General features: G+C 61.4%; 25 protein-coding genes and 3 pseudogenes. 11 read left to right on the plus strand and 17 right to left on the minus strand.

What is annotated here, in order from left to right:
* The first annotated feature begins 246 nt into the window (after nucleotides 1-246).
* From M0D64_RS42915 to M0D64_RS42925, 3 genes are all read left to right on the plus strand, one after another.
* Nucleotides 247-567: a pyrimidine/purine nucleoside phosphorylase gene (locus M0D64_RS42915; RefSeq protein ID WP_154567343.1), complete on the plus strand. Its 321-nt coding sequence runs from the start codon at nucleotides 247-249 to the stop codon at nucleotides 565-567.
* A gap of 114 nt (nucleotides 568-681) precedes the next feature.
* Complete coding sequence (locus tag M0D64_RS42920) at nucleotides 682-1239, plus strand: sugar O-acetyltransferase (protein WP_266262068.1); 558 nt, start codon at nucleotides 682-684, stop codon at nucleotides 1237-1239.
* 142 nt (nucleotides 1240-1381) lie between these two features.
* Nucleotides 1382-1756 (plus strand): VOC family protein, encoded by a 375-nt coding sequence (locus M0D64_RS42925; protein WP_266262069.1) that lies wholly within the window; start codon nucleotides 1382-1384, stop codon nucleotides 1754-1756.
* A 158-nt stretch (nucleotides 1757-1914) separates the two neighbouring features.
* On the opposite strand, the gene M0D64_RS42930 is transcribed toward M0D64_RS42925, so the two are convergent.
* Entirely contained in the window at nucleotides 1915-3072 is a 1158-nt protein-coding gene (locus M0D64_RS42930; protein WP_266262071.1) for a pyridoxal phosphate-dependent aminotransferase, read from the minus strand.
* Nucleotides 3073-3359: 287 nt separating this feature from the next.
* Between M0D64_RS42930 and M0D64_RS42935 the strand changes: the two genes are divergently transcribed.
* Both M0D64_RS42935 and M0D64_RS42940 read left to right on the plus strand, forming a co-directional pair.
* Entirely contained in the window at nucleotides 3360-3674 is a 315-nt protein-coding gene (locus M0D64_RS42935; RefSeq protein WP_154567340.1) for a DUF3303 domain-containing protein, read from the plus strand.
* Nucleotides 3675-3866: 192 nt separating this feature from the next.
* Nucleotides 3867-4667 (plus strand): PhzF family phenazine biosynthesis protein, encoded by an 801-nt coding sequence (locus M0D64_RS42940; RefSeq protein ID WP_266262072.1) that lies wholly within the window; start codon nucleotides 3867-3869, stop codon nucleotides 4665-4667.
* 82 nt (nucleotides 4668-4749) lie between these two features.
* Here M0D64_RS42940 and M0D64_RS42945 read toward each other — a convergent pair whose 3' ends face one another.
* Complete coding sequence (locus tag M0D64_RS42945) at nucleotides 4750-5634, minus strand: LysR family transcriptional regulator (RefSeq protein WP_266262073.1); 885 nt, start codon at nucleotides 5632-5634, stop codon at nucleotides 4750-4752.
* Between the two features lie 151 nt (nucleotides 5635-5785).
* Between M0D64_RS42945 and M0D64_RS42950 the strand changes: the two genes are divergently transcribed.
* The 4 genes and pseudogenes from M0D64_RS42950 (at nucleotide 5786) to M0D64_RS42965 (ending at nucleotide 8932) form a co-directional block, all read left to right on the plus strand.
* On the plus strand, nucleotides 5786-6817 hold the full coding sequence (locus tag M0D64_RS42950; protein WP_266262074.1) for an NAD(P)H-quinone oxidoreductase: 1032 nt from the start codon (nucleotides 5786-5788) through the stop codon (nucleotides 6815-6817).
* A 205-nt stretch (nucleotides 6818-7022) separates the two neighbouring features.
* Nucleotides 7023-7592, plus strand: a complete 570-nt coding sequence (locus M0D64_RS42955; protein ID WP_266262076.1) for a GNAT family N-acetyltransferase — start codon at nucleotides 7023-7025, stop codon at nucleotides 7590-7592.
* Between the two features lie 449 nt (nucleotides 7593-8041).
* A pseudogene (locus M0D64_RS42960) lies at nucleotides 8042-8158 on the plus strand (IS5/IS1182 family transposase); the annotation flags it as partial.
* Between the two features lie 186 nt (nucleotides 8159-8344).
* Complete coding sequence (locus M0D64_RS42965) at nucleotides 8345-8932, plus strand: GNAT family N-acetyltransferase (protein WP_266262077.1); 588 nt, start codon at nucleotides 8345-8347, stop codon at nucleotides 8930-8932.
* Nucleotides 8933-9126: 194 nt separating this feature from the next.
* On the opposite strand, the gene M0D64_RS42970 is transcribed toward M0D64_RS42965, so the two are convergent.
* Complete coding sequence (locus tag M0D64_RS42970; RefSeq protein WP_266238697.1) at nucleotides 9127-9585, minus strand: cupin domain-containing protein; 459 nt, start codon at nucleotides 9583-9585, stop codon at nucleotides 9127-9129.
* A gap of 313 nt (nucleotides 9586-9898) precedes the next feature.
* Nucleotides 9899-10324 carry a hypothetical protein gene (locus tag M0D64_RS42975; RefSeq protein WP_266262079.1) on the minus strand — a complete coding sequence of 142 codons (426 nt, stop codon included), beginning with the start codon at nucleotides 10322-10324 and terminating at the stop codon, nucleotides 9899-9901.
* A 332-nt stretch (nucleotides 10325-10656) separates the two neighbouring features.
* On the opposite strand from M0D64_RS42975, the gene M0D64_RS42980 reads away from it, so the two are divergent.
* Nucleotides 10657-11163 (plus strand): GNAT family N-acetyltransferase, encoded by a 507-nt coding sequence (locus M0D64_RS42980; protein ID WP_154567345.1) that lies wholly within the window; start codon nucleotides 10657-10659, stop codon nucleotides 11161-11163.
* A gap of 114 nt (nucleotides 11164-11277) precedes the next feature.
* Here M0D64_RS42980 and M0D64_RS42985 read toward each other — a convergent pair whose 3' ends face one another.
* The 13 genes and pseudogenes from M0D64_RS42985 to M0D64_RS43045 all read right to left on the minus strand — a co-directional run.
* Entirely contained in the window at nucleotides 11278-12354 is a 1077-nt protein-coding gene (locus tag M0D64_RS42985; RefSeq protein ID WP_266262090.1) for a TadG family pilus assembly protein, read from the minus strand.
* 31 nt (nucleotides 12355-12385) lie between these two features.
* On the minus strand, nucleotides 12386-12835 hold the full coding sequence (locus M0D64_RS42990) for a TadE/TadG family type IV pilus assembly protein (protein WP_266262080.1): 450 nt from the start codon (nucleotides 12833-12835) through the stop codon (nucleotides 12386-12388).
* Nucleotides 12832-13725, minus strand: a complete 894-nt coding sequence (locus tag M0D64_RS42995; protein ID WP_266262081.1) for a tetratricopeptide repeat protein — start codon at nucleotides 13723-13725, stop codon at nucleotides 12832-12834. The genes M0D64_RS42990 and M0D64_RS42995 overlap by 4 nt, the downstream gene beginning before the upstream one ends.
* Nucleotides 13726-13751: 26 nt before the next feature.
* Nucleotides 13752-14699 (minus strand): type II secretion system F family protein, encoded by a 948-nt coding sequence (locus M0D64_RS43000; RefSeq protein ID WP_266262082.1) that lies wholly within the window; start codon nucleotides 14697-14699, stop codon nucleotides 13752-13754.
* Nucleotides 14696-15682, minus strand: a complete 987-nt coding sequence (locus M0D64_RS43005; protein ID WP_266262083.1) for a type II secretion system F family protein — start codon at nucleotides 15680-15682, stop codon at nucleotides 14696-14698. Before M0D64_RS43005 ends, M0D64_RS43000 begins: the two co-directional genes overlap by 4 nt.
* Nucleotides 15679-17166: a CpaF family protein gene (locus M0D64_RS43010; protein ID WP_266262085.1), complete on the minus strand. Its 1488-nt coding sequence runs from the start codon at nucleotides 17164-17166 to the stop codon at nucleotides 15679-15681. Before M0D64_RS43010 ends, M0D64_RS43005 begins: the two co-directional genes overlap by 4 nt.
* The gene (locus tag M0D64_RS43015; RefSeq protein ID WP_266262086.1) at nucleotides 17127-18353 is read right to left on the minus strand and encodes an AAA family ATPase; all 1227 of its coding nucleotides are present in this window, start codon (nucleotides 18351-18353) and stop codon (nucleotides 17127-17129) included. Before M0D64_RS43015 ends, M0D64_RS43010 begins: the two co-directional genes overlap by 40 nt.
* 14 nt (nucleotides 18354-18367) lie before the next feature.
* Nucleotides 18368-18733 (minus strand): CpaD family pilus assembly lipoprotein, encoded by a 366-nt coding sequence (locus M0D64_RS43020; RefSeq protein ID WP_266262091.1) that lies wholly within the window; start codon nucleotides 18731-18733, stop codon nucleotides 18368-18370.
* A gap of 82 nt (nucleotides 18734-18815) precedes the next feature.
* Nucleotides 18816-20246, minus strand: coding sequence for a type II and III secretion system protein family protein (locus M0D64_RS43025; protein WP_266262087.1), 1431 nt, complete (start codon nucleotides 20244-20246; stop codon nucleotides 18816-18818).
* A gap of 8 nt (nucleotides 20247-20254) precedes the next feature.
* Entirely contained in the window at nucleotides 20255-21277 is a 1023-nt protein-coding gene (cpaB, locus tag M0D64_RS43030) for a Flp pilus assembly protein CpaB (RefSeq protein WP_266262092.1), read from the minus strand.
* Between the two features lie 52 nt (nucleotides 21278-21329).
* Nucleotides 21330-21866 (minus strand): prepilin peptidase, encoded by a 537-nt coding sequence (locus M0D64_RS43035; protein ID WP_266262088.1) that lies wholly within the window; start codon nucleotides 21864-21866, stop codon nucleotides 21330-21332.
* 73 nt (nucleotides 21867-21939) lie between these two features.
* On the minus strand, nucleotides 21940-22119 hold the full coding sequence (locus tag M0D64_RS43040) for a Flp family type IVb pilin (protein ID WP_266262089.1): 180 nt from the start codon (nucleotides 22117-22119) through the stop codon (nucleotides 21940-21942).
* A 327-nt stretch (nucleotides 22120-22446) separates the two neighbouring features.
* A pseudogene (locus tag M0D64_RS43045) lies at nucleotides 22447-22678 on the minus strand (FAD-dependent monooxygenase); the annotation flags it as partial.
* Between the two features lie 376 nt (nucleotides 22679-23054).
* Here M0D64_RS43045 and M0D64_RS43050 point away from each other — a divergent pair.
* Nucleotides 23055-23557 (plus strand): annotated as a pseudogene (locus M0D64_RS43050) (hypothetical protein).
* Nucleotides 23558-23742: the final 185 nt, after the last annotated feature.

The raw sequence follows: 23742 nt of genomic DNA on the forward strand, positions 1-23742 counted from the left end.
CAGCCTTATTTGCAGCCCGACAATTATTAACCCTATTTGCGGGATGTTGTACTAGTCGTCAGGATCACACTGCGGTGTTGCCCTGACAAGCGCGAGGGTTACCGGCTGGCGCCGCCGGCCGCCTGTATGATGGCGGGCTTGCGTCCGACGAAAACACGCGCCAGCGGTCCGCGCAGATCGCGCACCGCCCGCTGCCGCTACGCGGCGCGAAAGCATTCATTCACGATGACCCAAAGGAAGACCGCCATGACGGCCACAACGCAATTCGATCAGGTTTCCGTTATCAAACGCGCCAACGTCTACTTCGACGGCAAGTGTGTCTCGCACACCGTTCTCTTCGCCGACGGCACGCGCAAGACGCTCGGCGTGATCCTGCCCGGCGCGCTCAACTTCGGCACCGACGCGCCGGAACTCATGGAAGTGCAAGCCGGCCAATGCCGCATCCGCCTCGAAGGCAGCGCGGAGTGGAAGACGTATGGCGCGGGTGAGTCGTTCTCGGTGCCTGGCAAGAGTCGCTTCGATATCGACGTGATCGAAACGCTCGACTACATCTGCAGCTACCTGTAAAGACGGACGGGCGCCGGGTCATTGCCCCGGCACCCTCCCCCCTTTCTTCACCGCCCGCGCACTCCGGCTCATGCGCCGAGCGCTCGCTCGATCGCAACCGGAGGAAAACGACGAATGGCGAATGACGATCGCACCAAGATAATTCCCAGGAGAACGCCGGAATCAGCGGCCATGTCAGAGAACATCAAACGCGCGATGGCGATCACAGCTACTCTCAACCGGTTGACGTTCAACGATGCGGACGAAGTCCGGGCCTTGTTCAGCGATCTTATCGGCAAGAAGGTGGACGACAGCTTTCTATTGATACCACCGTTCTACACAACCGGCGGGGTCGATATCAGTGTCGGGCGCAATGTCTTCATCAATCAGAATTGCACTTTCTACGACCTTGGCGGACTCGACATTGCCGACGATGTGATGATCGGCCCGAACGTCAGCATCATCACGTCTGGCCATCCCATTGAACCTTCTCAGCGGCGCGCCTTCGTAATCGCAAAGCCCATCGTGATTAAGAGAAACGTCTGGATTGCGGCTGGTGCGACCATCATCGGTGGCGTCACAGTAGGCGAGAACTCGGTTGTCGCGGCAGGGTCGGTCGTCACCAGGGACGTTCCCCCGAATACGCTTGTCGGTGGAAATCCGGCGAGGATCATTCGTTCGATTGCTGACTAAGAGAACGTCCGCAAGGATGATTCCGGTGCTAAAAAATGTTCAGACTGCCACCGGTGGCTACCGGTGGCTCCGTGTGACATCATCGCGGTGATCTCTAATTCACGTTAAGCCTCGCGCAGGCCCACACACTTCAGGAGAGTTCATGTTCGACCACGTCAAATTCGGAGTCAGCAACTATGCAGCGAGCAAAGCGTTCTTCCTCAAGGCACTCGCACCGCTCGGCGTAGCTGTTGTCTCGGAGGGGCCGCCGGCGTACGGTGTCGAGCTTAGCCCACAGGGTAAGACTTCATTGTGCCTGTACCAAACCGAGGAGAAGCCGGCGCATCTTCACCTGGCGTTCACGGCCGAGAATCGCCAGCAAGTCGAAGCTTTCTATCGCGCCGCGCTGGAGGCGGGTGGCAAAGACAATGGTGCGCCTGGTCTGCGCCCGCACTACCACGCGAACTACTATGCAGCTTTTGTCATTGGTCCGGACGGGCACAACATCGAAGTGGTTTGCCACCAACCCGAGGCCTAACCCTTCCATCGAGCGGACTCGCGAGGCCAGGCCGCCTCTCATGTCAAACGTTGAGCGTCCCCTATTCGGCGGTCTGCTGGGCGTGTCGAGCGCCCGCCAGGAGTCGGAACAGACGCTTCGAAGCGGGACGGTCGACTGACATCGAATTTTTCGTTGCGTCATATCTGCCATGACCGGCGTATGCGCTCGCGAATGTCATGCAGACGCGAAACGGATTCGTTGGAGAAAACGAAACGCAGATAGCGGTCCGCGCCGGGTCCCCAGTTCGTCATCGGCGTAGCCGCGACCTTGCCGCGTTCCAGCAGCAGCTTCGACGCCTCGGGTGGCTCCAGACCCAGCTCACGGGTATCGATGAGCATCGACCAGCCGCCATGCGGACGGATCACCGGCAGGTCAGCAAGCGCGCTTATCAGGAAGTCGCGACGGCGCTCCCATTCGGCGACCGCAGCAGCCACTCCGTCGTCGGTTGCCGTCAGCGCGGCAGTGGCGCCGGGCATCGCGATTCCAACCTGACACACCACGTTCGACAGGCTCACGAGACGTACGTCGTTCATGATCGATGCGGGCCCGACGATCCAGCCGACGCGCCATCCGATCATCCGATACTCCTTCGAAACCGCGCCGATGGTGATGGTGCGTTCGCGCATGTCCGGCAAACCGGCGGGATGAATGACGTCGCGCCCGTCGAACAGGATGCGCTCCATCGCCGCGTCATAGACCAGCCAGATGCCATGGCGCGTGCAATGTCCCGCAATCGCAAGCCATTCGTCCCGCGATGCGACGTAGCCGCTTGGCATCGAAGGCGACATGATCAGCAGCGCTTTCGTTCGCGGCCCGATCGCCGCGGCAAGACTGTCGAGATCGAGCCGCCAGCCGTCGGCACCCGGCTGCAGCCGCGCGAACCTCGGCACGCCTGCGGCCAGATGCACGCGGTTGATCAGCCCAGCGTAGGTGGGATCCGTCAGCACGACTTCGTCGCCCGGCTCAAGGATCGACAACAGCACGTTGAGAATCCCCGCAAGACCGCCGGCCGACACGATGCATTCGCTCGCGGCGTCGTAAGCGACGCCCGCGGCGCGGCCGACCCGCTCGGCAGCCGCCTCGCGCAACGCACGCTGGCCGGTAAAAGGCAGGTAGCTATTTGCCGCGTCGTCGTCGATGGCCTCGTGCGTGCGAGCCAGCGCCTGCGCCGGCGGTCGCAGGTCAGTATCGAGATTTTCAAGCCTTAGAATGTCCGCGTCGCGCAGAGAATCCGCGGCGTCGCCGATTCGGTCGACTCCAATGCCAGGAATATTTCTTAGGCGAGATACTGTCACATGGGCCTCCACTATCGTTTTAATATAGTTGAGTTGATGGCGACCGGACCACCGCCGTCGTTGTTTTAAGCACGGTTTCGGGGCCGCCGTCGCTGGTCATCGTCGTGCGTTGGCGTCCGGTTCTGAACACGTAAAACGACCCTCATTGGCCGCTTTGAAGCGGTGCATAAGAAGGGCCAAAAGCAATGGGCATTCGTCGCCGCTGCTCCAGTTGTAGCTTGCTGATTCGCTAGCCCGTCCAAACGGCAAGCGTTCTGGCGACATCAATGTTTAAAAGGAGGACGGCGATGAAGTACATGATTAGCTGGTTCGAACGCACACAAGGTTCGCCTGTAGAGTACGAGAATGCCCAGAAGCGAATCCTTGAAGTGTTTAGTCAGTGGAAGGCGCCAGACAACTTCAAGATCGAGTTTTTCGTGGTGCGTGTGGGAGATTGGGGTGGGCACATGTTGGTTGACTGCGATGATCCGTTGGCGGTTCACAAAGTCTGCTCGACATTCCCTGCATTTGAATTTCGGGCGCACCCGGTAGTTGCCGTCGAGGACGCGGTCCGGGTCGAACTCGAAGCGATCGCCTGGCGAGACGGACTGAAAAGTACGTGACATCCAGGAGGATCATGTCGCCTTCACGGCGAGTGAACCCGAGACACGGTCCTCCTTTTTGAGGTGAACAGTCGCTTTTTGTACTGAGCATCGCAATCTGTACATGTTCGCCAGCTTAGCGGGCTGATATCGTTGTCTGCGAATAACACTGCAAATCGCTGACTAACTTCCCGCTTTGAACAGGCACATCTCATGAAACTGCCGATCTATCAGATTGACGCATTTACGGATAAGGTATTTAAGGGCAACTACGCTGCGGTAGTGCCACTCGAACGCTGGTTACCCGATAGTTTGATGCAGGCAATCGCCGCTGAGAACAACCTGTCCGAAACAGCATTCTTCGTGAAAAATGCCCACGGCGCGTTCGACATCCGCTGGTTCTCTCCACTTACAGAAATCGCTTTTTGTGGGCATGCCACGCTGGCAAGCGCATTTGTGATCTTCAAGCGATGTGATGATTTGGAAGTCATCGAATTTGTTGCGAAAGCCGTCGGTCGGCTTACCGTTTGCCATACGCATGACGGTCTGATCGAAATGAGCTTCCCGCAGCGCCGGCCTGAGAAACTGAACGAAATACCCGCAAACCTGATCCAGGGGCTTTCGATACGGCCTCAAGAAGTGCTGATAAACCAGCAAGCCTATGTTGCCATCTACGGAACAGAACACGAGGTACGATCCGTCGTACCCAAACTCGATCTGCTGTCGGCACTTGGTCCGCTCGATGTCGTCGTGACAGCGCGCGGAGATGAGCATGATTTTGTGTCCCGCTACTTTTGGCCTGCCAATGGCGGAGATGAAGATCCGGTGACCGGGTCTATTCACGCGGCGCTTGCGCCATTATGGTCTGACCGTTTGGGCAAGGCAGAACTCGTGGCCATGCAGGTGTCACGCCGGAGCGGCCTACTTCATTGTCGCGTACAAGACGACAGGGTGTATATCTCTGGTCAGGCTGTTCAATATCTTGAAGGGACAATCGAAATCCCGGAAGCGTAGGTGCGACCGTTGTACCTTCGAAGCGGCCGTTGAAGCCCAGATGTCGCGGAAACCATAGGGGCAACAACCAAGTCGTGCGTGATTATTTTGTGGGGGCTGCGTGATCTTCGAACGCGGAGACGATGCCGTCAATCATGGCTGCGATGCGCGCGGTATGCCGAAGGTCTTGATGCGTGACGAGCCAGATTTCGTAGACCGCCCCACGTGCGGGTTCCGGCCATATCTGCACGAGACCGTCGCGTTCAGCCAGATGTATCGGAAGCTCACCGATGCCGATGCCGGCCTTTACTGCGGTACGCAGCATGAGGCTGGAATTGAAGGTCGATACGATGCGCCCCGCGTGTACCGGTTCGCCAGAGAGAGTGAGTGATCGACTACCGGTCCAGCTTCCCTGATAGACGACTAGATCGTGGCCCGCGAACGCGGAGCCAGCGGCGGGCTTGCCGTGCTGCTCGAGATAAGCATTCGATGCAAAGAGCGCCATGGGCCAGCGAGCCAGGCGCCGCGCGACAAGATCGGGATTATCCGGCCTGACTGACCGGACCGCGATATCCGCTTCACGCTTTGCCAGATTCAGCATGCGCGTCGACGTGTCCAGCAGGACGCGCACTTCGGGATGCGCAGCATGCAGGCGTTCGATGGCGGGAAGCAGGAAGTCGAGCGCGATCGAGTCGGTGCTGGTGACTCTTACGTCCCCCGCAAGCCGTGTATCCGTGCCTTGAGTTCGTCTGACGAGTTCGTGCGCGGAGTGTTCCATTTTCTCCGCCGATCTCAGCGCGGCCTCCCCTGCCGCCGTCAACGCGTAACCCTCCGAGGTGCGCAGGAAGAGCGTTGCCCGCAGGGCGTGCTCCAGCGCCGCAATCCGCCTGCCGACCGTCGCCTGATCGAGATTGAGCGTCCTCGCCGCCCCACGGAGCGTTTTTTCGCGCTCCACCGCGAGAAACACACGCGCGTCGTCCCAGTTCATCGTGCCACCCTCCTGATGCAAATTTGCATCTTAGCGCATGAATAATGCTGCGTTTATTCATCAACGTCGATGCCTATACTGAACGCAAGAGTTCCTCGCCAAGTGATCCGACCGGATCAATCGAGCCTCATCAATCGAAGGAGTGGTATCCATGTCTGCTTCAACTTATCGCGTGCCGTCGTCCATGACGGCCATTGAGATCAAACAGCCCGGCGGTCCTGAGGTTCTGGTGCCGACTACGCGCCCTGTACCGACGCCGGCCGCCGATCAGGTTCTGATCCGCGTCCACGCGGCTGCGGTGAACGGCCCAGACGTTTTCCAGCGCAAAGGACTGTATGATCCGCCCCCCGGCGCTTCGGACATTCCTGGGCTGGAAGTGGCAGGTCAAGTGGTTGCCGTCGGTGCCGACGTGTCCCAATTCCGGATCGGCGAACTGGTGTGCGCATTGATTCCCGGCGGTGGCTACGCGGAATATGCCGTCGCGCACGCCTGCAACACGATGCATATCCCCAAAGGCCTGACGTTGGTCGAAGCTGGGGCTATGCCCGAAACGTTTATGACGGTATGGCTGAACCTGTTTCAGCGCGGCAAGCTGGTTGCCGGCGAATCGGTGTTGATCCACGGCGGCGCGTCAGGTATCGGTACCACGGCGACCATGCTGGCGAAGGCATTCGGCGCTGCGAAAATCATCACGACAGTGGGCTCGCAGGCGCATCGGGAGGCCAGCCTGGCGCTAGGCGCAGACCTCGCGATCGATTACCGCGAGGAAGATTTCGTAGCCGAAACGAAGCGGTTTACTGAGGAAAGAGGCGTCGACGTGATCCTCGACATCATTGCCGGTGACTACGTGGCTAGAAACTATGAGGCCGCAGCCATGGACGGACGGATCCTCCAGGTGGGCGTGATCAAGGGGCCGGCGAAGGATCTTAACCTCGTGCCGATGCTGACGAAACGTCTGACGCATATGGGTTCAACATTGCGATCGCGCACATCTGCGGACAAGACGGCCATCGTCAATGAACTCGAGCAGCATGTCTGGCCGCACATCGAGAGCGGCAAGATCAAACCGGTTGTCTACAAGACCTTTGCGCTTGCCGACGCTCGCGGCGCTCACGAGCTGATCGATTCCGGCACACACTTTGGAAAGATCGTCCTTACGACCGGTGCCGATCTTATTGGCTGAAGCGTGGCTTGCCGGCTTCGCGCCGGACGAATGTCGGCTTCCGGCGATCTCAACTGTTCGCAGTGGGCCACATGCTGCCGATGCAATTTACGAAGTTCAGATTGCGCATGCCGTTTGTGTGGGACGGCGCGCGGCCATTTTGAAACATTCGACGGCATCGTTTAAACCTTTGACAATCATTGCTCTCTGACAGGTATCGATTCAAATGAGCAAAATTGAACTGCTGAAGCCAACGACCGCATTGCTGCCGAGCTACGTTGCGGCCCTGAAGGCCGGATGGTCGCCTGACAACGTTCGCAAGGAGGTAGCTGCGCGCGAACAATTACACGCTATCGAAATGAACGCGGATGCGTTTGTCGACGGCCTGGATGATCCGACCGCGTCGGGTGAACCGATTCCTTTACCCGATGGCTCGACCGTCGCCCGCCTACCTGGCATCGTTCGATGGATTTGGGACGGCGACATTAGTGGCGCGATCGGATTTCGTTGGCAAGCTGGAACTGCCGAATTGCCGCCATATGTGCTCGGCCATATCGGTTTCTCAATCGTGCCCTGGAAGAGAGGCAACGGCTACGCCAGACAGGCGCTCGATATAATGCTGGGCGAAGCGAGACGACAAGGCTTGGCCTACGTCGAGCTAACCGTTGATCCTGACAACATAGCCTCGCAGAAGGTCGTCGCAGCTTGCGACGGTGTCCTGGTCGAACGTTTCAGAAAGGCGGCGGCGTATGGATCCGCTGAGACCCTGCGATATCGTATTGAGCTGGAAGGCTGAGGAGCGCGTCGGCCCCTGTCCGACCAGTTTCGGTCGTTCGACATCGCATCCCAAATCGTCATCGGCCATATTGTCAAAGCCACGTTGCTGGAGTTCACGCCGTCATGAGACCCTTTTGCTTTGCAGCGGCCCTCGTCGTGCTGACCGCCGGCTGCGCCTCGACATGGCCGCACGCGAATAGTCAGACCGCCCGGTCAAGTCCGGCCGACACGGATACCTACATTCTGCATACTACCGACGGTGCGACGCCTGGTGACTCCACGTCAAAGCCACCGAGGCTCAGCGTCGGTGTCAGCTATCCCGATACGCAATTGATTCTGCCTTGGTTCCTCAATGACATCATCAACTTTATTAACTATCGCTAGTCTGACAGCGACTTGCTGCGGTGTGACCGGGAGCGGCTTCTGACGATCTTGTCTGGGGCCGGCAACGCGGATCGGAGAATGTGTCAGTGCGGCTATACGAAGACACGATACCGGGGATTGATGAAGAATACTGTGCAGATCACGACGCGGTTCGCGCTGGGTAACCTGTGGATGGCGCGTAAGGCACTGCGCAAGACGTGAAACATGCGGGCGTAGTTGCCCTGAGGCGGGACGAACGTCAGTCGCCACGATTCGAATAAAACTGCGATCGAGGTCATGAAAGCGTCCAGCGAATTTCCGCTGCCAAAGTGCGCAAAGGTTCCTTCCCGGCCGAACTGAGCCTGTCAGTGTTCGGCCTAGAACGGTCAACCAGAAAGGCGAAGCGAATTGGCGACAATTTTGATTCGAAGTACTCTTGCGGATTGTCTCTATATCGCCCTGATCCCTGTTATGTTGCCGTCCATCGACGAACTCCTCGCGCTTGACGCGTTGACCTTACGCGAACACACAGAGCAGGCTGGTGATGCCTTCGATGTTGACGAGCACCGAGTACAGTTGCGACAGTCCCTGGAGGTCAGCGAGGTGTGCTCAGTGCGACGGGAAGGCAAACTCGTTGCGTATGCAATGCTTCGACCGCATTCAGGAGCTTGCTGGTTCGTTGGCGCATTTGGTACGCATCCTTTGTATCGAACGTATGCCGTTATAACTGAGCTGCTCGCAAAGATGGCGACGCTGGCGAGCGAACAAGGGATCGGCGAGCTAAGAAGTCATGTCTACAAGACCAACCGATTGTCTATCGCTTTCCATCGCAAGCTTGGATTCCAAGTAACGCGTGAGAACGACAAAGGCTTCGAGTTCTTCATTGCAATATGTGAACTAACCACGAAGCCTGCGGTTCAACGCGCCACTGCCAGAGCAACATGCCGCCCCGAGTCCGGCGCACCAGACGCACCGGCAACCCTCCGAAAAGTGTGAAGCCGGTACGTTGATTGTTCGTCGAGTCACAGCGGGAACATTAGGGGTTGATCGGGACTGTTTGCAGATTGACCGCGATGCACTCCGTCACCTTTTGAACCCCTTGATAATGAAGCGGTGTCCGAGTCAACGCTCAGCGCCATCTCATCCAGGGAGGCCATGAGCGCCTGCATCTGCAGGCTGGGGCGCCGCGCTCAGCGCTCGAGCAGATCCTGCGGCTCGATGCCCGCCTCGCTGCAATAGCGCTGATAGTCGGCAAGGCGATCGGCGGTGGTGATGCGGCGTTTGACCTCACCATCGTGACCAAGATACTCGACCGTGCCCATCACCACCACCATCACGACCAGCGGTTCGTCACCGACCGCCTCCCACCAGTCGACGTTGCCGGTAGACTCGTGCACGTAGTCACCGGGTTCGACCGTTTCGCCAGTACAGAGGCGGCGCTGCCCTTCAAGGTTGAAGGCGTGCACTTCGCCGGTATGACGGTGCAGGCCAAGCTTGATACCTGGCGCCAGACGCATCAGTTCCACCCAGCCGCGATCATCTTTCAGGAAACGCAGCGGCCGCGACCACTTACCCGGCCCCTCTGGAATCCACAGCCCGTCTGCGGACAAGGGGTTGGCGCGGGTGACCGTATGTCGTTCATTGATCATGCGATGGCTCCGGATAGATAGCGACGTTGTTGTTCGGTTAGCAACGCACCGAGGTGCGCAACCGAGTCTATCACCCGTGACAGGCACGCATCTCCGCGAATCTCCGTAGATTGTTCCTGGGAAATGACTCACGTTAGGATGCGCGAGTTAGAGCGGTTGTCGCACTGCCATGCCGGTGACGGCTCAGGGTCGACTAGCGCCGATTACCTGCTTCAAGAGCAACCCTTCAGATTCAAATAACACCCGGGGCGTGCCCGCAGTATTCCAGGTAACTGGCTGATGAGCTGAGATAGTTCCATGCTCCCGCCAGGCCTCAACCCTCTTTGATACGCTTGATCTCGCTGGCCAGATGCACCAGCTTCAGTACCGCGTCGCGATCTTCATCGTTGAGCGCCTTGCGCTTTTCCTGGTCAGGCATGACAACCATCAAGGCATCGATCACCGTTCCCAACTGGCTGCCGTAGCTTGCAACCTTGGTCAGGATTTCAACCTCGGTTTGCGGGTTGCCCCGCGTCCCGCTGATTACCTGAAAAAGCGAAATATTCCATGGGTTGATGTTCTGGCTCAAACTTGCCGGTGCGAACTGGGAATGAAAGGGAAAGAAGCCCGGCCAACCAAGCACGGCCTGCCAGTGTCCAACCGCCTTTTGCTGCAATCTGGCCAGCTCTGCGAGGTGCTTCCACAGTGCCACGTACTCCTCGGTCCGCTGGATGACCGACTGGATTTCGCTGGTAACCATGCATGCACTCCTAAAAAGGACTTACGGCGGCAAAGGCACTACGAGAGTCTATCCGGTTGAGATTAATTTGAGGTGGTGTTGAGCGGCCGAACCTGGTGGCAATGAGAGTCTGTACGGTGTAGACATGCCGAATGCGGTTTGCTGCTGCGACCCCGGTTTTTTTGGTTCCGGTTCGGAGCGTGTTCGGCCAAAAGCGGACCTCCGTCATGCGCGTCCAGATTGTCGACCACTTAAATAACGGGGGTGAGCTAAAGGCACCCGAGAGTCAAAACTTGCGCGGCGTTGTTGATTTCGATTACGGTAAGCATTCTTTGGTCATCCCCTTAGTTCGCATGGTCACTGTCCGCCTCCTGGATCCCCACGACGCCGAGCGATTCAAAGCACTGCGTCTTCTCGCCGTCGACAACTCCCCCACATCCATATGGCCCACCCGGCAGGAGGAAATGGCGCGCTCGATAGAGGAGATCGCGGCCCGCATTCGTCCAACGACAACACAGGCTGTCTTCGGTGCATTTGACGGCGGGGCGCTGGTCGGCATCACGGGTGTCCGTCGAGAACCGCTGTGTCAGGTGAACCACAAGGCTACGATTTGGGGCGTGTTCGTCAGCCCGTCATACCGTGGACGAGGAATCGCACAAACGCTTTTGTCGGCAGCGACAGTTCACGCGTCCAACGAGTGGGAGACCATCCAGTTGATGCTTTGCGTCAATGCGGAAAACCTGCCAGCAAAGAGGCTTTACGCGTCGCATGGCTTTCAGACGTTCGGCTTGGAGCCACGCGCGATGAAGGTTGGAGATCGTTTTTATGACGAGGAGCATATGTGCAAACAGCTAGTCTAGCGCGGCGCAGCGCGCTAGACCGGGTTCGGCCAGGAGCCGCCATTCGACTTTGCGCCCTGTATCGTTGGCAATCCGCAAGTTATTTGCCGACCACAGGAGTGAACGAAATTCCGCTCAGAACCCGAGACGCGGCGCGACATACCCGCCATAGTTCTTCGTCGAGACGCCTGTTCCCTGGGTCGGCATCGTGTAGCCGGCTACGAAGTGCCCCTGGATGTACTTGCCGCCCTGGTCCGCACTGTCGATGTGAAAAGCGGCGAATGCGATGATCGGGACGAATGTCTTGTTCTCGATTTGCGTGCTGACTGGCATGAGGACGGTCGTTGCCGTGGGAATGCTCTTGTAGACAGCCGCCTTGACGCCCGGCTCGATGTAGATGCTGTCCCCGATCGACAGTGAGGTCGGATTCCCGTTGTCGATCAAATTGACGACCGTCGGCGTGTCGTTGGCGACCACGAGAAACGATGTCCACTGCCCCGCCTCGCAGGAAGCGCCATATTCCTGGCCGTTGCCGACCTCGAACTCGTAAGGCTGGCCTGCCGCGTCGACCTTGGGCGCATTCTTCGTCGAGTCCCAATATTGGTTGTACACGCATTGATCCATGACCATGGGAAATAGCGCTCCGGCAGGCACCGCGGAAGGCGGCGCGATTACCGCCACGGCCGTTGCGCTGTCGGCCGTCGTCGGCATGCCGAGCAGCGAGCCGAGCAGCAGGTGCACGAGGCCACCGTTGCTCGTGGCATTGCGGGAGATCGTCACCTGTACCGCGGGTTCCAGCAATTGGCCCGCCGGCGCCGGCAGCGTGACGTTGCCCGGCGCGAGCAGCGTCGGCGACGACGCGGCGACGTCCCAATATCCCGCCGTGACCGATCCGCTCGTAAGCTTGACGCCGTCCGACGTATTCAACGCAACGGCCGCCGTTGCGGACGAGGCCGCCCCCGCCCAGTTCGGTCCGCTCGTGCTGCCTTGTGAGAGCGCTCCGGCGCCGGCGAGCGCCGCCGCATCAGCGCCGTTTTGCAATTCGCCGCTGACCGTGAAGACACGCGGCAGATCGATCGCAAAAGCCCCGATGATCAGCAACGCCGTGAACGTCAACAAGAACCATAGCGTTACCGAACCGCGCTCTTGCGATCTCGCACGCACGCAAGGGCGCAGGCGCTCGTCGCGGCGCACGGATGGCCGGCAAAGCATCGCAGCCGCGGCTTGGCGGGAACGCACTCGCTTATTCACAGTTTTTCACCGCGACGGCCTTCACCGTAATAGGCCCCGTTATCACACTGAATGCCGAGCCGAGCACAACACCGTTGTAGGTATAGCTGATGTTCACCTGCAGCGGCTTGCTGCTGCCGGCCGATGCGCAGCCGCCCGTCGGGGTCACGCTCACGGTGGGGGACGTGGCCGTGCCGCTTGTCACCAGACTGTTCTTCGTATAGGCAAGCGCAACATTCTGGATCTGGGTTTGCGTATAGGACGGCACGCGCAGCACGACGCCCTGGCGCGCCGCTTCCCCCGCGGCATTCGTGATCACGGCCTTGTCGCACAGCACCATGCTCACGTCGACGATGCCGAAGAGCACCATCAGCAGGAACGGCGTTACCAGCACGAACTCGAGCGAAACGCTGCCGCGCGCGTGAATGCGGGCACTGGAGCCGGGGCGCCCGCGCCGCTTCATTGGAGCACTCCGCGAGCAGCGGCACTTGCTGCCGACACCGGCCGTGTTTCCTCCACGCCTGCAACTCCCGCGTCGCCTGCATCACGCCTGGCGGTGCCGAGACGCTCACGCAGTTGCCGGTAGAAGCGCAGATTGTCGTCCGCCGATTCGGCCGGCATGTCGGTCACCAGGATGCGCCTCGCCGCCTCGCTGTTGCCGAGCATCCCATACGCCAGCGCGAGGTTTTCGCGAGCCTGCGGCGGCGCGTCAGGCAAGCCGGCGATATCGAGCAGCACATTGGCGCCTGCGCGCACATCACCGGCCAGAATGAGCGACAAGCCGAGATCGGCCTTGAGCCCCGCGACCTCGGGGTGACGCTGCAAGGCTGCGCGATAGACCGCCTGCGCTTGCGCGTGCTTACCCTCGAGATCTAGCGTGGCGCCAAGCCCCTCGGCCGCTACCGCTTGGTCGGGGTGGGCTGCGGTGAGTTCGCGGTAGCGCTTCTCGGCCTCGTCGAGCCGTCGCTGGCGCAGAGCGACGCGTGCGAGCCCGAGCACGGCGCGCGCATCGTCCGGCGCTACGGCCGCAACCTGCCCATAGAGGACGCCCGCGCGCGCGAGATCGCCACTCTGATACATCGCATCGCCGAGGCCGAGCTGCGCAGCTTTCGATTGCGGGTCGGTCTTCAGCACTTTTTCGAAAAGCGACATTGCAAGCGGCGTGTCGCCGGCCTCGAGGGCGCTTTCGGCGACATGCATGTCGGCCTGCGCATCGGGCAGATGGGTGGCGGCGGCAGGCTGTGGCGTCACGAAGTGATTGCTTGCGCATCCGGTGGCGAGCAGCGCAGCGGCCAGCGGTGCCAGGAGCGCGGCGAAGGTCTTGCGGGCCAGCAACGGATGAGATGAGTTCAATTTAAGCTCCAGAAACTTTGCAGCGCTCAATGGCCGCGAAATACGGCGATGAGTCGAATGACGGCCGGCCCCGCTGCAATGAGCGAGACGGTCGGCATGATGAAGATCATCATCGGCAGCGTCATCTTCGGTGCGAGCTTCGCGGCCTTTTCCTCGAGCGCGACCATCTGCATGGCCCGTTCGGTACGCGACAGGGTGCGCAGCGAATGAGTGATCGGCGTGCCGTACTTTTGCGACTGCACCAGTGTGGTCACCAGTGCGCGCATCGTGGACAGGCCCACCCGAGCCGACATCGCGCTGAGTGCCTGCGCCGTGTCGCTGCCGATACTGAGTTCGTCCGCGGTCACGGTGAACTCATCGGCAAGCGGCGGGCAGATAACGCGCAGCTCGCGCGCCACGCGCTTGATGGCAACGACGAGGCTATTGCCTGCGTTGGTGCAGACCACGAGCAGGTCGAGTGCGTCGGGCAGCGCGGCGGCGATCGCCTTGCGACGATGCCGGATGAAGAATGCGAGCGCATATTCCGGCAACATCATGCCGATGACGAATGCACCCGCCATCAGCAGCGCGCGAATCGTAAAGTACTGGCCGACCTTGGGCAGATGCCCGCCGAGGGCGATGGCGCCGAGCGCGAGACAGGCTCCCACGACAATCTTGAGCCCCGACATGACGGCGATTGCGCGCCGGTCGCGAAATCCCGCGCTGGCAAGACGCATGGCCACTTTGGCGCGGTCTTCGGCCTGCACGACAGGCAGCCGTTCGCCGAGCGCGGCGATCCGTTTGGCGAAGCGCTGCGGCATGCGCTTCGCGGCGTCGGCCATCCCGCTGTTGTCGACACCTACGCGGGCCACGCTTTGCCGTGTGCGCTGGGCAATGCGCGCGCGGTGACTCTTGTCGCGCAGGACCAGCCACAGCGTGAAGCCTGCGAGCAGGACGAGCAAGGCGGCATTGCGCCAGAAGTCGGCGTTCATCATCGCGAGGTGTCCAGGTTCGAAATCTTGTTGATCGACCACAGCCCGATCGTGAGCAGCACGGCGGCGAGGGCGAGAATCTTGTGTCCGGCCCGGGTATGCGTGAGCGTGTCGAGATACGGCCGATTGGCGATATAGATGAAGCCCATGAGCGCGAACGGAACGGCTGCGATCATCTTGCTGGCGAGCCGCCCTTCCGCCGTGAGCGCCTTGCTCTTTGCGCGGATATCGCGCCGCATGCGCACTATGCCCGCGAGGTTCTCGAGCGTATCGCCGAGATTGCCGCCCGTCTCGCGCTGCAGGACCAGGCAGACCGAAAAGAACGAGAAGTCGGCGAGTCGCAGGCGCACCGCTGCCTGTTCGAGCACCTCCTTCAGGTCGGCGCCCACGAGCAGCGCATCGCCCATGGTGCGAAATGTCGTGCGCACCGGCTCCTCGCTTTCGACCCCGGCGACGCAGATCGCCTGCACAACGGGAATACCGGCGCGCACCGCGCGAATGATGAGGTCAATCGTATCGGGAAAAACGGCGAGAAAGCGGTTCCTGAAACGCGCGATCTGCCAGTGATAGGCCCAACGCACGACGAGAACGGGGATTGCGATGCAGGCGAGCACGCGCAGCACGGGCCCCACAGGAACGAACGCGGTGGCGATCACCGATGCAATGAGTGCAGCGAAAGCGATGAGGTAAATCGCGCGAACACCGCCCGGGCCGCTGACGGTGCGTACGCGTTCATGCCAGGCCGAGACGACGGCGAAGAGCGCGTCCTGGTCGGCGAGCCTGCGCTTGGGGTGTAGCAGCTGCTCCTGAAGACTCGCGTCGCGCTCGGCGAGGGCGGCCTTGCTTTCGTCGCGCACCGCGGCCACACGTGCGCGGATGCGCGTACCCGCCTGCTGGCGCGCGACGCCGCGCAACGCGTGCACGATGAGCCCCCCGACCATGAAGGCGAAGAAGGCGCCGAGGCCGATGACGTCCGCAGGTCTCATGATTGCATCGCCGTGAGCAGCGCCTCTTCGAGGCCATAGTAGGCAGCGCGCTGGGCGAACACTGGACGCAGCGACGAGCATTCGAACATGCCGCGTACCTGCTCTTCGTAAGCGGTTCCGTTGTAGCGGAACGTGAACAGATCCTGGGTGATGACGACGTCGCCTTCCATGCCCGCGATCTCGGTCACATGAGTCACGCGCCGCACGCCGTCGCGCATGCGTTCGATTTGCACGATCAGATGGACGGCGCTGGCAATCTGCCGCCGGATCGACATCAGCGGCAAATTGCCGTTGGCCATCATCACCATGCTCTCGAGCCGCGTGATCGCATCGCGCGGCGCGTTCGCGTGGATCGTCGTCATCGATCCGTCGTGGCCCGTATTCATCGCCTGCAGTACGTCGAATGCTTCCGTGCCGCGCGTCTCGCCGAGGATGAGCCGGTCCGGGCGCATACGGAGCGCGTTGCGAACGAGGTCCCGTTGAGAGATTCCGCCAAGGCCTTCGCTGTTTTCGGAGCGCGTCTCGAGGCTGACGACATGCGGCTGTTGCAGTTGCAGCTCAGCGGCATCCTCGATCGTGACGACGCGCTCGGTTTCGTCGATAAAGCGGGAGAGCGCATTGAGCAGTGTTGTCTTGCCAGAGCCCGTGCCGCCGGAGATGACGACGTTCAGGCGGGACGCGGTTGCGATGCGCAGTACGTCCACCATCTGCGTGGAGATATTGCCTTGCTGCGCCATCCGGCCGAGTGTGATGTTGCGTTTGGCGAACTTTCGGATCGAGATCGATGCACCGCGCAGCGCGATCGGCGGCAGCACGACGTTCACGCGGCTGCCGTCGGCAAGACGTGCATCGACCATCGGGCTGCTTTCGTCGACGCGCCGCCCGATTGCTGCTGCGATGCGCTGCGCCACGTTGATGACGTGCGCGTTGTCGCGGAACTTGAGCGCAGTCAGTTCAAGGCGGCCGCCGCGCTCGACGTAGACCTGGTCCGGTCCGTTCACGAGAATATCGGTGACGCGTTCGTCCGCGAGCAAGGGCTCGATTGGCCCGATGCCGAACATGTCGTTGAGAATCTCGTCGACAACGAGCGTCTGCTCGGCCAGCGTCAGCGACAAACGCTCGCGGGTGGTCGTCTCGGCTGCGATCTGCTCGATGCCCGTGCGTACCTCGCTGCGCGACATCATGAGCGCCGCCGACATATTCATCGACGCAAAGACGGCCGAACGAATCGCCCTGAACGTCTCGGAGCGGATCAGCGCTTCATTGCGGTCCGCGGCTGAGTGGCTCATTGCTGCGGGTGTAGCGCTCAACGAGGCCAGCGGCGTCTCGCGCTTGCTCGCTTCCGGCTCGGCTGCCGCGGAGCCGGCGACCGCCCCGGATTCCCGAGGCTCATCGTGATCGGCGAGCGACGGGCTGGTCGAGAGGGGGGGGCGCCGGCCGAACATCAGCACACCTTCCGCGTGGGCAACAGGCGCTTGTACCACGGCTCGCGGGCCACTGCCGTGTCGCTGCCCGTGATCGCATTGGCCAGCGACACGATGGCCGCTGCGAACGGCGAGCGATGTGCGTGGGCAAGCCTTCCAGCTTCACCGAGGTTCTCAGCGAGGGCAAGACTCTGCGGCTCGTAGGGCAGCGAATGCACGGACCCGCGTGCGAGCGCGTTGACGAAATCGTCCTCGCGGACGCGCCCGGACACAGGCTGCTGTGCTTCGTTGAGCAGCACCGTGATGGCGGGCGCGGCGTCGAGGGTCTGTGCGAAACGGCAAAGCCGCGCAGCTTCGCGCGCCGAATGCACGGAGAAGTCGGCGACGACATGGATCGTCGAGCTGCTATCAAGGGCTTCCTCGACGATTCTGCCCGCGCGCCCAGGCAGATCGAGCATGATGTAGTGGAAGTGATGCTTGAGCATCGTGACAAGCTCGCTCAGCGCGCCCGTGCGCAAGGCGAACTCCTGGTTGTACGGGAGCTCCGCCGCAAGCACGAGAAGACGATCGCTCTGGGCAACGAAAGCCTGATTGATTAATTGCTGGTCGAGCCGCTGCGGGTTCTGCAGCAATTCAATAAGCCCGTTGTTGGCGGCGACGCCGAGCATCGAGGCGGCCGCGCCGCCGTACGGGTCGAGATCGACATAAGCGATCCGGCGCCGCGTCGTGTCAGCAAGATGAGAAGCAAGTGCGGTGGCAATTGTCGTGACGCCGACGCCGCCTCGCGCGCCAACGAACGAGAGCACCTTGCCGGTGCGTGCCGATGTGCCGTCGTCGAAGGCCGTCAGCGCGCGCCGGACGAGTTCTGCGGTGAGCGGCTTGACGAGATAGTCCTGCACGCCGATATGCAGCAGGCTGCGAAAGAGCCCGACGTCGTTGCGCTCGCCAACGACAATGACTGCAACCGAAGGGTCGACGGCCTCGGCGAGCCGCGTGAGATCGGAAATCGGCATCGTCGATCCTGTCACATCGACGATCAGGTGGCGCGGCGACTCCTTCAGTGAAGTCATGATCCCGATCGCATCGTCGAGCGAACCGAGCATGACGTACGAGGTCGCGATGCCCTGATCGACGACGACGCTCTTGACGACCTCGATGCTTTGCGCGTCGGAGACGACGGCGATGAGTTTCTCGGCGCCGGACGGTTGTGCCTGGCGTTTGAGGATGTTCGATGCGAAAGCGCCCATGTGTGCAATCTCCGTTAGCGAGATCCTGACGACGAGCCCGTCGTCGAGTTCGACGAAGATGACGAAGAACTCGAATAATCCGAGTTCAACGGTTTCGCGCGGTCTTCCTGGTAGCGCCGTACCGCGCTCGCGGCGAGCGGTGCGTCCGCGCCCGCGTAGGGCACGGGCGCCACGAGGTCGGTTGGCCGCGCGAGCATCGCGGCCAGGTTCGAGTAGGTCGCGCAGCCGAACTCCACGCCGGGCCGCACCTGGCCCGCATCGCGCATGCCGGAGCGCTGCGTGAGCGTTTCGCACGCCGGCGGCGTCGCGCGTCCGCCGTCCCCGGGGGTAAAGCCGATCACGGATGGATCGGGCATGCCGAGCGGCGGCCGCGCCGACATGCACGACGTGAGGCAGGCGCTCGCCACACCGGCGAGAATGGTGGCAATGAGGGAGAGCCGAGGATTCATTATGGTCTCCATATCAATAGACGAAGCCCGCGGTGCCAATGAGGCGGGGCGAATTGCCCGCAAGCGGGTCGATCGAAAGCGACTGGCGCACGGCATATTCGATGTCGCTGCTGGGGGTGATGACATCGTCCAGCGCGCCGCGCAGCCGGCCCGGCCCCGTCGGCCCGACGATATACGGTGTCACGATTACGACGAGCTCCGACTTGTTGTTCTGGTATTTCGTCGACGAGAACAGCTTACCGAGAATGGGCAACCCGCCGAGGCCGGGAAGCTCGGAGAGCACGTCGCTCGTCGAACTCTGCAGGAGTCCGCCGATTGCGAAGCTCTGCCCGCCTGACAGCTCGACGGTGGTTTCCATGCGGCGCACGGTCAGCGCCGGTACCACGATCGAGTTCAGCGTGATGCTATTGCTCGGATCGATCTGGCTGACTTCAGGCCGTACGGTGAGGCTGATACGGTTGTCGGCGAGCACGGTCGGGGTGAAGTTCAGCGCGACGCCGTAGGGTTTGTACTCGATCGTGATCGTGCTCGTCGTGCCGCTCTGGGGCACGGGGATCGGCAGCTCACCACCTGCGAGGAAGCTCGCCGTCTGACCCGACATCGCGGTCAGGTTCGGTTCGGCCAGCATCGTCAGCAAGCCTTCCTGGTCGAGCGCGTCGAGTACGCCTTCGATCGTCGTGCGGCCGGCCTTGAAGCCGCCCACCACCGAGAACGCACCACCCGACGGCAGGTTGAAGAGATTCGTCGTCGCGTCGAAAATGGCACGCCCGTTGAACAGCCCACCGAAGAAGTTGCCGCTCGCGCCAATGGCATTCCAGTTGATGCCGAGCTGCTGCGTAATGTTGCGATCCACTTCGGTGATGCGCACGCGCAGCAGGACCTGGATCGGGTGTGCGATCGAGAGGCGGTTCACGAGTTGCTCATTGGCGTGAAGATACGGTTGCAGCGTTTGCACAATGGCATCGGCATCCGCCGCGCTCGGTACCGCGCCAGTCACCATCAATGAGCCGGGCGCACCCGACACGGTGACCGCGAATTTGGGGAAGCGCGCGTCGATAAGACGTTGAATCGAAGCCGTATCCGTCGACACACTGATCGTCTTGCGGAGAATTTCCCGATTGTTCGGCCCGAGTGCAAAGAGTGTCGTCGTGCCGGACTTCTTGCCGAGCACGAACACCGAGCGCGGCGTCGGCACATGGACATCGGCAACGCTCGGGTCGGCAACGAACACGGCAACGGCGGGCTGCGGCAGCTGGATCAACGTGCCACTGCCTGCCGCAACTGGCAGCACATCGGCGGGCTCGCTCGCCCATGCCGCCGCACCGAGGCCGCAAAGCGTGGCAATGACAAGCAGCACGGCGCAAATGCCGGTGACGGCAGGACGGCCGCCTGCGCAAAGCCGCGCGCAGCGTGAAAACAGCTTGCCGTGTGTGAGGCTGAACATGTGTCGTCCTATGATCCTACGGAGATGTCGGGAGCCGCGTCGGCGTGTGCGGGAGCGGCGGGCGGCGTGCCGGTGGGCAGCGGCGGCACTCCCGGCGCGCCCGTCGACGTGCTGCCGGGCAATTCGCCGTCTGCCTGGTCGACCTTCGAGCCACGGTAGATGACGACATGCGGCGCCGGTGCCGGTGTTTTCGCGGAGTGCGACTCTGCCGGTGCGCTCACTGCGCGCAAGGCGCGCGAGACATCGCCGGCCCACACGGGACGTGTGTGCGTCATGGCGACATCCTCGACGTCCGGCGTGCGCCGGTCACGCGTGGCAAAACTGCGCAGCGCAAGCGAGAGCGTGCCGAGGTGAGCCGCCACCGTGATCGTCTGGGCGCTCGCCGGTGTGACTTCGATGGTCACGGTGCGAGCGGTCGTGCCCGGGGCATTCGTGCTCGAGGCGCTGTCGTCATCCTTCGGACGACGAAACGCTGTGCCAACCGCCAGCACGCGCACACGCTCGGCGACCGTTTCCGATTCAACCGCGCGCGCGGGGGCGACCTGGGCGCCTGTTTCGGCCCGCATCTGCTGGGTCAACAGGATGTCGACATAATCGCCAGGCTGAATGAGCCCTGCATTGCCCGACACGTCGTCAACGGCAACCGAGATCGCGCGCATACCAGGCTTGAGCGCAGCCGCAAGAAATCCCGGGGCGCTCGGCAAAATCACGTCGGCAACGCCAAGCGGCGTCCCCGCGCGTACCGCGTGCCGCAGCAGATCGCCCTTGAGGTCTTTTCCGTCGCTGCCGTTAGAGGCTTCTTCGATGAGCGCGCCTGCAGGGACCTGCTCGCGCGGCATCGTTTTCCATACGAGGTCCACGTCGCGCAACAGCAGTCCGTCCGGCAAATCGTCAGCTGCGGCACGCACGTGCACCATCGACGATTGGTGCGCCACGCGCGGGCTCGATGCCGAAATGTACAGCGCGCGGATGATGAATGCGCCCATTGCGGCGATGACAACGAGCGCGGCTAGCTTGATGAAGTTTTGCATATGGGCGGCGTTGTATTCAGGCAAGCGGCGCACGGCTCGTGCAGCAATAACCTTAGGTTGACTCACCGAATAGTCGAAACATGGCGAGCGTCGCGCAATGACCGGCTGTGGGCTGCAGCAAGACTGCGACGATGCCGCCCAACGCGAGCGCGACGCCATACGGGACGCCCCGCGCCGGTGCAATCCAGTCAAGCCGCCTGCTCACACCCGCGAGGGCGGGAATTCCCTGCATGCCGGCCACTGCGAGCACTGCGAGGGCAACAAGCAATCCGCACAACGAAACGACCACCAGCACCGGCCAGGATTCCGGCCCCGCCCATAGAAAGACCGCGGCGGCGAGCTTCGCATCGCCGCCGCCGAGCCAACCCAATCGAAACATCAATGCAGCCACGGCAAGCGATGCCCCGCCCGCGGCCAGATGGATGTCCCATGACGCACGGCCGAAACCGGTCATGGCGGCGTTGACGAAATACAGGGCGACAAACGCGGCCACGGCGACATTGGGCAGACGCCGCATGCGCAGATCGGAACCTGCCAGCATGATGAGGGTCACGCAGGCACCTGCTTTCACTACACCGGGGGCTATCATCGTTTTCCGAATGTGCCGAGGAAGGTGGTCTCCGGCTCACACGTGCTCGTGCTTAGCCGGAGCATCACGACCACTAGATTGCTTGGGTTGCCTTTGTGATCAGCGTCTGGAAAACGGCCTGAAAGCCACCGGCACCTTGCAGGAACGCGCCAAGTGCGACCAGCACAGCGACGATGATGCCACCAAGAACAGCATATTCCAGCGAGCTGACGCCGCGCTCGTCGCGCGAAAGGGAACGGATAAAACGCAGCATGAGAAGACTCCTTGTTAAGTAACGCCTGCATAACAGGCTTGCTACGCCGATTGGCTACGAAGGAGGACCGACTCATCCCCCCAACCCGTCTAACGGCAATTGGCCGGCAAGCTTGAGCCCATCGCGCGCAGACTGGGATCCGGTGTGGACGCCCTTCCTTGATGCTTATCGTATTTCCGGTCGCAGCAATGCGATCCATTGAATAGAGGCGTAAAACAGTTTCAGTTTTTGCCTTATAAAAGTCTTTCAGGTCAGACGAATAGGGCATGCGCGGTAACGCTCAGTGGCAGGAATGCAGGTTCGAGCCGGACATCCGGCAGGGCTTGCTCAAAGCCAGGTGCCACCCTGCCCTTCACTCGGCTCTTTCGTGCGGGCGTCGAAATCGTGAATCCACCCCTAGGTGGTGCAACACGCTGTCGCGCGCGCCGAGGCGGGCGTTGCGTTCCTGCGCGGCCAGCACCACGGCATCTTCGATCGACTGGTTGGCGCCCCGGCCGTGAGGCGGCACAAGCGCATGCGCGGCATCGCCGATCAGCGTCACGCGGCCTATGCTCCAGCGGGCGGGCCGCGACAAGCGCTCATACACTCGGTCCGGCGATCCAATCGAATCGAATCGAAGCTCGACATTGTCATGGTCGTGGTTGTCACGCCGAGTGTTCGGTTATGCAGATAGGTTTGGCGCGCAGGCGCGGCAATCGTTTGATCCCAGACTCGCACGGCAGATGACTCTGGTTCGTATTGGGAGCACGCGAGGAACGACCCGAGACCTGTGTCAGGCGCCGGCGCCCCAGAACGATAATTTGCCAAGCGCGGGTTTGGCCCCATTGTCAGGACCATCCGGTCCGCCTCTAAAATCAGCCCTCATCGCTGCGCCTTTCAGGAATTGATGGAACACGGCATGGATCACCCACTTGCAATGCAAGGGAGTCAAAAAAATGAAGTTCCTTGTGCGCTTCTTTACGATCGTCCATGGGCTGATGGCTGTTCTCTTCACCTGCGCGGCGCTGATGTTGATTGCGATTGCTGCTCGCATCGGATCGATTGCATTTGCGAGTCAATGGGACCAGGCAAGCGCGCAATCCATCATTGAAGCTTTGGGGCTGCTGGCTGGGGCCGTTGTCGCCTTGCAGATCGCCGAGACCATCGTAGAGGAAGAGGTCATACGGGAGGCTGACGTGAGCGCGCCGACGCGGGTACGACGTTTCATGTCGCGATTCTTGGTGGTTGTCGTCGTCGCGCTTGCCATCGAAGGGCTCGCGGCAACGTTCAAGGCGCTGCACCAGGATCCATCGCAGCTTCGATATGCGGCCGGCTGATTGCGTCGACAGCCTTGCTTCTTGCCTCCTGGGGGCTGTTCGTCCACCTGAATCGGTCCGCGGAAGAGTTAGAGCCGGAGGCCATGGCGGACGCGAAACGCGAAGACAATAAAGTGCAATAGTCCAGCGCCGAATAGGCTGCCCGAATACCGGACGTCACGCCTCGCTGCGAACGGCCGCTTCAGAGAAATACCACTGTCCCTTGTGGGTCGTTTGCCGAAGTTTGCTGTCGGACCGGGATCGGCTAACTACGGCCGAAGAACGAAACCGCTCGCGCGGTAGGGGGCTCCGGCCAGCGCGTGCGGTT

The sequence above is a fragment of the Paraburkholderia sp. WS6 genome (assembly GCF_030464835.1).
GTDB lineage: Bacteria > Pseudomonadota > Gammaproteobacteria > Burkholderiales > Burkholderiaceae > Paraburkholderia > Paraburkholderia madseniana.

What these genes read in the sequence shown, in the direction of transcription:
- M0D64_RS42915 (WP_154567343.1), top strand. Translation starts at nt 247, where the DNA reads ATGACGGCCACAACGCAATTCGATCAGGTTTCCGTTATCAAACGCGCC.
- M0D64_RS42920 (WP_266262068.1), top strand. Translation starts at nt 682, where the DNA reads ATGGCGAATGACGATCGCACCAAGATAATTCCCAGGAGAACGCCGGAA.
- M0D64_RS42925 (WP_266262069.1), top strand. Translation starts at nt 1,382, where the DNA reads ATGTTCGACCACGTCAAATTCGGAGTCAGCAACTATGCAGCGAGCAAA.
- M0D64_RS42935 (WP_154567340.1), top strand. Translation starts at nt 3,360, where the DNA reads ATGAAGTACATGATTAGCTGGTTCGAACGCACACAAGGTTCGCCTGTA.
- M0D64_RS42940 (WP_266262072.1), top strand. Translation starts at nt 3,867, where the DNA reads ATGAAACTGCCGATCTATCAGATTGACGCATTTACGGATAAGGTATTT.
- M0D64_RS42945 (WP_266262073.1), bottom strand. Translation starts at nt 5,634, where the DNA reads ATGAACTGGGACGACGCGCGTGTGTTTCTCGCGGTGGAGCGCGAAAAA.
- M0D64_RS42950 (WP_266262074.1), top strand. Translation starts at nt 5,786, where the DNA reads ATGTCTGCTTCAACTTATCGCGTGCCGTCGTCCATGACGGCCATTGAG.
- M0D64_RS42955 (WP_266262076.1), top strand. Translation starts at nt 7,023, where the DNA reads ATGAGCAAAATTGAACTGCTGAAGCCAACGACCGCATTGCTGCCGAGC.
- M0D64_RS42970 (WP_266238697.1), bottom strand. Translation starts at nt 9,585, where the DNA reads ATGATCAATGAACGACATACGGTCACCCGCGCCAACCCCTTGTCCGCA.
- M0D64_RS42975 (WP_266262079.1), bottom strand. Translation starts at nt 10,324, where the DNA reads ATGGTTACCAGCGAAATCCAGTCGGTCATCCAGCGGACCGAGGAGTAC.
- M0D64_RS42980 (WP_154567345.1), top strand. Translation starts at nt 10,657, where the DNA reads ATGGTCACTGTCCGCCTCCTGGATCCCCACGACGCCGAGCGATTCAAA.
- M0D64_RS42985 (WP_266262090.1), bottom strand. Translation starts at nt 12,354, where the DNA reads ATGCTTTGCCGGCCATCCGTGCGCCGCGACGAGCGCCTGCGCCCTTGC.
- M0D64_RS42990 (WP_266262080.1), bottom strand. Translation starts at nt 12,835, where the DNA reads ATGAAGCGGCGCGGGCGCCCCGGCTCCAGTGCCCGCATTCACGCGCGC.
- M0D64_RS43000 (WP_266262082.1), bottom strand. Translation starts at nt 14,699, where the DNA reads ATGATGAACGCCGACTTCTGGCGCAATGCCGCCTTGCTCGTCCTGCTC.
- M0D64_RS43005 (WP_266262083.1), bottom strand. Translation starts at nt 15,682, where the DNA reads ATGAGACCTGCGGACGTCATCGGCCTCGGCGCCTTCTTCGCCTTCATG.
- M0D64_RS43015 (WP_266262086.1), bottom strand. Translation starts at nt 18,353, where the DNA reads ATGGGCGCTTTCGCATCGAACATCCTCAAACGCCAGGCACAACCGTCC.
- M0D64_RS43020 (WP_266262091.1), bottom strand. Translation starts at nt 18,733, where the DNA reads ATGTCGGCGCGGCCGCCGCTCGGCATGCCCGATCCATCCGTGATCGGC.
- M0D64_RS43025 (WP_266262087.1), bottom strand. Translation starts at nt 20,246, where the DNA reads ATGTTCAGCCTCACACACGGCAAGCTGTTTTCACGCTGCGCGCGGCTT.
- cpaB (WP_266262092.1), bottom strand. Translation starts at nt 21,277, where the DNA reads ATGCAAAACTTCATCAAGCTAGCCGCGCTCGTTGTCATCGCCGCAATG.
- M0D64_RS43035 (WP_266262088.1), bottom strand. Translation starts at nt 21,866, where the DNA reads ATGATAGCCCCCGGTGTAGTGAAAGCAGGTGCCTGCGTGACCCTCATC.
- M0D64_RS43040 (WP_266262089.1), bottom strand. Translation starts at nt 22,119, where the DNA reads ATGCTGCGTTTTATCCGTTCCCTTTCGCGCGACGAGCGCGGCGTCAGC.